This window comes from Salinisphaera sp. (assembly GCF_035690525.1).
Taxonomy (GTDB): Bacteria; Pseudomonadota; Gammaproteobacteria; order Nevskiales; family Salinisphaeraceae; genus Salinisphaera.
This window is the reverse complement of record NZ_DASSKM010000080.1, coordinates 1-3,685: the sequence shown is the minus strand read 5'-3', so window position 1 is coordinate 3,685 and position 3,685 is coordinate 1. Positions and strand designations below refer to the sequence as shown.

Below are 3,685 nucleotides of genomic sequence, written 5' to 3'. Positions count from 1 at the left end.
GACCTGATCGTCGGCGATTCGGTGCTCTACGCCAGCGACACCGTGAACATCACCGACGCCATTCTGAACCGGTTGCAGCAACAGGCCACGGCGGCCCCGTCGGCGAAGCCGCCCAATAGCGACAAACCCGACTGATCGAGGGCAGCCGTGGCCGACCCCGCAGCGCAATATACCGCCGAAGCTCTGGCCCGCCGGTTCGAGCTGGAGGTCGTGGGCGACGGCGATATCGTCGTCGAGGGGGTCTGTGCGCTCGAACCGGGCCGCGAACGACGGCTGGCGTTCGCCGAAACCGCGCGCCAGCGCGATATCGCGGCCGCCAGCCGGGCGAGCTTGCTCATCGTGCCGCGCCAACTGATCGATCTCGATCGACCGGTGCTTCTGGTCAGCGATACGCCACGGCTGAGTTTCGCCCGCGTGGCCGCGGTGTTCGAGCGGCCGGCGTCGGAGCCGGGGATCGCACCGGGCGCCGTCGTGGCCGCCAGCGCCCAAGTCGCGCCGTCGGCCAGCGTCGGCGCCAATGCGGTCATCGGCGAGCGCGCAGTCATTGGCGCGGCTGTAATTGTCGGTGCGGGCGGCGTGATCGAAAGCGATACGACGATCGGCATGGGCAGCACCATCGGGCCGCGCGCGGTGATCCGCAGCGGCACCATGCTCGGTGAACGTGTTGTGGTCGGCGCGGGCGCGGTGATCGGCGAGCGCGGATTCGGCCTGGTGCCGGGCCCGGCCGGTCTGGAAGCCGTGCCCCAGCTTGGCGGCGTGCGCATCGAGGACGATGTGGAAATCGGCGCCAACAGCACGATCGACCGCGGCGCGATCGACGACACCGTCGTGCGCACCGGCGTGAAAATCGACAACCAGGTGCACGTCGCGCACAACTGCGTGATCGGGGCGCACACCGTGATCGCCGGCTGTACCGGGATCGCCGGTTCGTGCACGATCGGCTCGCGCTGCATGATCGGCGGCGGCGTGGGCATCGGCGATCATGTCTCCATCGCCGACGGGGCGATCATCACCGCGGCCAGTCAGGTGCCCAAGGACATCGATACGGAAGGGGTATACTCGTCGACCTTTCGCGCGATGCCCGCACGGGCCTGGCGCAAGCGGCTGGCGCTGTTTCGCGCGCTCGATCGAATCGAGGCACGGCTCAAGCGCGTCGAAACAAAAAACGGGATTTCGGGAGACCCCTTATGAGCGAACAGGACGAAATACAGTCGATCATGAAGAAGGTGCCGCATCGGTACCCGTTTCTTCTGGTCGACCGGGTGCTCGAGTGCAAGCCGGGCGAGTCGATCACGGCACTCAAGAACGTCACCTTCAACGAGCCTTTTTTCTCGGGCCATTTCCCCGGGCACCCGGTGATGCCGGGCGTTCTGATTCTGGAAGCGCTCGCCCAGGCCGGGCTCATTCTCGGCATGCGCACCGTCGACGCCGAGGACGGCACGATCGTCTACTTCGCGGGCATCGACAAGGCGCGCTTCAAGCGTCAGGTGGTTCCGGGCGATCAACTGCTGCTCAAGCTGGAGATCGGTTCCGCCAAGAAGCGGCTGTGGCGTTTCGACGCCGAAGCCTGGGTTGGTGACGACCTGGCCTGTCGCGCCCAGGTGATGGCGATTCCGAGCAGGCCGGCGCAAGAAGAGGTCGAATAATGCCGATCGACGCCGCCGCCCAGGTTCATCCCGAAGCCGAGGTTGCCGACGACGTCCATATTGGTCCGTTCACCGTGATCGGGCCGCACGTCAAGATCGGCCCGGGTACGCGCATCGGCCCGCACGCGGTGATCGATGGGCACACCACCATCGGCCGCGACAACCGGATCTCCCAGTTCGTCTCGCTCGGCGGCGGGCCCCAGCACCGCGGCTACAAGGGCGAGCCGACCGAACTGATCATCGGCGACCGCAACACCTTTCGCGAGTATTGCAGCGTGCATCGCGGCACCATGCTCGACGCCGGCGTGACCCACATCGGCAACGACAATCTGGTCATGGCCTACAGCCATATCGCCCACGATTGTGTGCTGGGCGACGGCATCACCATGGCCAACGGCGCAAGCCTGGCGGGGCATGTGCATATCGGCGACCATTGCATCCTCGCCGGCTTTGCGCTGGTCTACCAGTTCCGCCACGTCGGTCCGCTGGCGTTTCTGGCCTATTGCAGCGGCGTCGTGCAGGACGTTCCGGCGTTCGTGCGCTCGGCGGGTTCGCCGGCCGAGCCGCACGGCATCAACTCCATCGGTATGCGCCGCCAAGGCTATTCCAGCGACGAAATCGCCGCCGTGAAGAAGGCCTATCGCACGTTGTATCGCTCGAAGATGCGATTGGCCGACGCCAAGGAGGCGATCCGCGAACAGGCCGAGGCAAGCCCGGCCGTGGCGACGCTGCTGGCCTCGCTGGATAACGCCCAGCGCGGCATCATTCGCTGACGCGCGCCGTTTTATTTCGATGTGGTGATGGCGGATCATGCCCCGGTCTTTTTCATCGTCGCCGGCGAGGTCTCGGGCGATGTACTGGCCGCCGGCCTGATCCGGCGGCTGGCCCAACGCTACCCCGGCGCCCGTTTCATCGGCGTAACCGGGCCGCGAATGCGGGCCGCGGGCTGCGAATCGCGGGCCGATATCGAGGCGCTGTCGCTGTTCGGGATCAGCGAGGTCATCGGCCAGATTCCGCGCCTGCTACGGCTGCGCCGGCAGTTGTACCGGCAAGTTTTGCAACTGCGCCCCGACGCATTCATCGGGGTCGATGCCCCGGCGTTCAATACGCGCCTGGAAGAACGGGTGCGCCGCGCCGGAATCGCCACCGTGCACTATGTCTGTCCGACCGCCTGGGCCTGGCGCGCCGGCCGCACGCGCGCCATTCGACGGGCCGTGGATCTGCTGTTGGCGATTTTCCCGTTCGAGCCGGATTTTTTCGCCGCGCACCATATCCGCGCGACTTTCGTCGGTCATCCGCTGGCCGATGAGTTGCCCGCGCACCCGAGCGCGGCGGCGGCCCGCGAGGCGCTGGGATTGGACCCGCAGGCGCGTTGGGTGGGGCTGTTGCCGGGCAGTCGCGGCGCCGAAGTCAGCCGGCTGGGGCCGCGCTTTCTCGAAGTCGCGCGCTGGCTGGCCCGGCGCGACCCGGCGGTGCGTTTTATCGCGCCCATGGCGAGCGCTAGGGTTCGCGCGCGGTTCGAGGCCGACCTCGCGCGATTCGCCGATCTCGACGTGGTGCTCGTCGACGGGCGCTCGCGCGAGGTCATGCGCGCGGCCGAGGCGCTGCTGATAGCCTCCGGCACGGCGACGCTGGAAGCGCTGCTGGCCAAGACACCCATGGTGGTGGCCTATGAGCTTTCGGGTACCAACTACTGGATTGCACGCGGCCTGAATCTCATCAAGACCGAGTTCGTGAGCATGCCGAATCTTCTGGCCGGACGACGCCTTGTGCCCGAACTGCTGCAGACCGACGCCCAGGTGCCCATGCTCGGCGCCTGGCTGTACCGACTCATGCATTCACCGGCCGCGCGCGCGACCCAAATCGATGCCTTCGAGGCGATCCACCAGATCCTGGCGCGCGATGCCGACGCCCGTGCCGCCGACGCCGTGGCCGAGTTGATCGAGACCCGGCAATGAAGCCGCGTACCGGCCGTAAATTCGCATGCCCGGTGGTGGCGGGCGTCGACGAGGTGGGGCGCGGGCCGCTCGCCGGCCCGG

Annotated in this window: 4 protein-coding genes; all 4 read left to right on the top strand. The window is 67.4% G+C overall.

The window, feature by feature from the left end:
- Positions 1-147: 147 nt before the first annotated feature.
- The 4 genes from lpxD to lpxB are packed head-to-tail and all read left to right on the top strand — an operon-like array spanning position 148 to position 3,604.
- On the top strand, positions 148-1,191 hold the full coding sequence (lpxD, locus tag VFJ08_RS05950; protein ID WP_324996161.1) for a UDP-3-O-(3-hydroxymyristoyl)glucosamine N-acyltransferase: 1,044 nt from the start codon (positions 148-150) through the stop codon (positions 1,189-1,191).
- The gene (fabZ, locus tag VFJ08_RS05945) at positions 1,188-1,646 is read left to right on the top strand and encodes a 3-hydroxyacyl-ACP dehydratase FabZ (RefSeq protein WP_324996159.1); all 459 of its coding nucleotides are present in this window, start codon (positions 1,188-1,190) and stop codon (positions 1,644-1,646) included. Before lpxD ends, fabZ begins: the two co-directional genes overlap by 4 nt.
- Positions 1,646-2,419 (top strand): acyl-ACP--UDP-N-acetylglucosamine O-acyltransferase, encoded by a 774-nt coding sequence (gene lpxA / locus VFJ08_RS05940; protein ID WP_324996157.1) that lies wholly within the window; start codon positions 1,646-1,648, stop codon positions 2,417-2,419. Before fabZ ends, lpxA begins: the two co-directional genes overlap by 1 nt.
- 27 nt (positions 2,420-2,446) lie before the next feature.
- A complete protein-coding gene (gene lpxB, locus VFJ08_RS05935; RefSeq protein ID WP_324996156.1) occupies positions 2,447-3,604 on the top strand; it encodes a lipid-A-disaccharide synthase in 1,158 nt (385 codons plus the stop codon).
- Positions 3,605-3,685: the final 81 nt, after the last annotated feature.

Bases quoted from the DNA above. Each gene is read 5' to 3' on its own strand.
- lpxA (WP_324996157.1), top strand. From the start codon at position 1,646: ATGCCGATCGACGCCGCCGCCCAGGTTCATCCCGAAGCCGAGGTTGCC.
- lpxB (WP_324996156.1), top strand. From the start codon at position 2,447: ATGGCGGATCATGCCCCGGTCTTTTTCATCGTCGCCGGCGAGGTCTCG.
- fabZ (WP_324996159.1), top strand. From the start codon at position 1,188: ATGAGCGAACAGGACGAAATACAGTCGATCATGAAGAAGGTGCCGCAT.